The sequence below is a fragment of the Streptomyces sp. NPDC004752 genome (assembly GCF_053601275.1).
The window spans coordinates 1-2719 of record NZ_JBSGBN010000282.1; the positions used below are offsets into that span (position 1 = coordinate 1).

Here is a 2719-nt window from a genome sequence, read left to right on the forward strand (position 1 = left end):
AGCGGTTCTAGTTATTCAAAAGTTTAAAAAACAATAAAAAACGATTTTTATGGCAACTTTATGAGAGTATGAGGATATTTTTAATCAAAAAATCGCTTATAAATTGCAAGTGATTTTAGTTGTTGATATAAATATTATGCTATTTTTAAAGTGTCTTAAACAAAAGCAAAACGTATATTCTGAACTTAAAACACGATTCGTCAGAATATACTTTTTTTTCTAAATTTTGAACAATATTCTTTTTAATTATGATATAACCCGAATTGCTAGTTGATTATTTAGCCATGACTTGATACCCGATAGAATATCTTAAAGTCTCTGGTTCCAGTGATTTAGCTGATTTTAACAGTAAAGAATACGCTAAAAGTATCATCTCTAATTTCAATTGAAAACCTTGAGGCGAACGACTTTTACAACGCTCAGCTCCTAGATTTGTCAAAAAAGAGAAAACTCGCTCAATCACTTTTCTACGTTTTGAAAAATTAGGGAAAAGGATTTTCTTTTGCTTCATGTTCTTCCTGACAGGTGTAATTAGATCAATTCCTTTTAATTCCAGCCTATCATGCAGTGACTGACCTAAATATCCCATATCTCCAAGGACTGTTGGTGTCCCAAATTGACTCAACACTTCCTCGGTCATTGAACTATCAGCCATTGAAGCAGGAGTAATTGTGTAGTCTATGACATAGCCTGATTCACTGACTAAAGCATGACATTTACATCCATAGAAGTACTGTCCCTTTGTAGCATTGTAGCCAACATTGGCATAATCTCCAAGAACTTTGCTTCTGAAATTACGAATAGGCTGACACAAAGGAATGGGGAAGCTGTCAATAATGGATACACTCATTCCTTCAACCTCTTTAAAGACGAGTGCTTGGCGAATGACTTGGATACTCGGTAAGAGGGCATTACAACGGCGGACAAAGCGAGAATATTCTAGGAAATTAGGAAATAAACTTTGAGCCAATTGGTGCTTAGCTTTAAGTGTTTCACTAAAATGCAGTACGCCCCATAGGTAACAAGCGATAACTAAGCAATCTGATGTTGCGAGATGGACGTTTTTTCGGTTTTGAACCTCAAGGGAAACCCTCGTTTGATAAAGCGTCTCAATGGTTGTCAGTAAATAAACAAAAACTTTTGGAAGTGTGCTATTATAAGTCATATAAGTCGTGAGCTTTCTAATGCTTAGTGCTTTAAGATTAGGATAGCACGACTTATTTATTTTCCAATGAAATTAACTAGCAATTCGGGTAGAAAGTTTAGAGGTATCATATGAAACTACTTAATAATTTGTTGACTAGCTTAACACAATATGAGAATGAAATGATTCAAATTAGGCGTCATCTTCATCAATACCCAGAAATTTCTTTTCAAGAAAAAGAAACATTTAAGTATATTATGGGCTTTTATAAAGAACTTGACTGTGAACCAAAACTTATCGGAAAGGGATTTGGAATCATCGTTGATATTGAAGGTGGAAAATCCGGAAAAACTCTTGCGTTGAGAGCAGACTTTGATGCTCTTGCTATTTTTGAAGATAATGATTTAAGTTTTAAATCGGTCAATCCAGGAGTAATGCATGCCTGTGGACACGATGCACATACTGCATATTTGATGGTACTTGCTAGAGAACTAGTAAAAATAAAACAAGAACTTCCGGGAAGAGTTAGAATTGTCCATCAACCAGCAGAGGAAGTATCTCCTGGTGGTGCCAAAGGTATGATTAAAGCAGGAGCTCTTGACGGTGTCGATAATATGATCGGGGTTCATGTGATGACTACAATTAAAACAGGGGTCATTGCCTATCATAATAAAGAAACTCAAACGGGACGTTCTAATTTCACCATTACAATCAAAGGAAACGGAGGTCACGCTTCTATGCCACAATTAAGTAATGATGCAATAGTAGCCGCTAGTTACTTTGTAACTGAACTCCAAACAGTAATTTCAAGAAGAATAGATCCATTTGACATGGGTACTGTAACTATTGGATCATTTGATGGAGCAGGAAGTTTTAATGCTATACAAGATAAAGTAGTGTTAAAAGGGGATGTTCGGATGATGAAAGAAACAACTAGAAAAATCATCCGAGACCAAGTGAAACAAATTGCTAAAGGCGTTGGAGTAACCTTTGGGGTTGAAGTGATTGTAGATTATGACGATAACTATCCTGTACTCTTTAATTCAGAAAATCTCACTCACTTTGTAGTTGACAGCTTAAAAGATCAGAATATTTCAGAAGTCAATAATATAGTCGATTTAGGACCACAAAATCCTTCTGAAGATTTTTCATATTATGGGCAAGTTGTACCAAGTACTTTCTTTTACATTGGTGCACAGCCTGAAGACGGCGGAAATTATCCCCATCATAGCCCTTTATTTAAAATGAATGAGAAAAGTATTTTAATCGCGGCTAAAGCAGTTGCAACTGTAACTATAAACTATCTATTTTTCAATAAAAAAATGTAGATTTACAAATAGCAAGATTTGTAGCTAAAGTTGCTCCTTCGTTATTTAATAAACTTATAAAAATATTTCTATCCTATGTCCAGAAAAAGGTCATTTTCTGGACACTCTTCTTTTGTTATAAAAACTCTCAAAATCATTTACATTTCTCGTTCATTAACCCGTAATTTATTCTATGTTCATTTATATATATATTTTTAAGTTATGATACAATAAATTAGAACAAAGGAGAATAAAATGAATATCGGAT

Annotated in this window: 2 protein-coding genes; one reads left to right on the top strand and one right to left on the bottom strand. The window is 34.3% G+C overall.

The genetic code is table 11. The features are described from left to right. Window positions 1-274: 274 nt before the first annotated feature. Window positions 275-1165 carry an IS982-like element ISLll1 family transposase gene (locus ACWEKM_RS46310; protein WP_301702839.1) on the bottom strand — a complete coding sequence of 297 codons (891 nt, stop codon included), beginning with the start codon at window positions 1163-1165 and terminating at the stop codon, window positions 275-277. A gap of 110 nt (window positions 1166-1275) precedes the next feature. Here ACWEKM_RS46310 and ACWEKM_RS46315 point away from each other — a divergent pair, with 110 nt between their 5' ends. Next, entirely contained in the window at window positions 1276-2472 is a 1197-nt protein-coding gene (locus ACWEKM_RS46315; protein WP_347450216.1) for a M20 family metallopeptidase, read from the top strand. The last annotated feature ends 247 nt before the right edge of the window (window positions 2473-2719 follow it).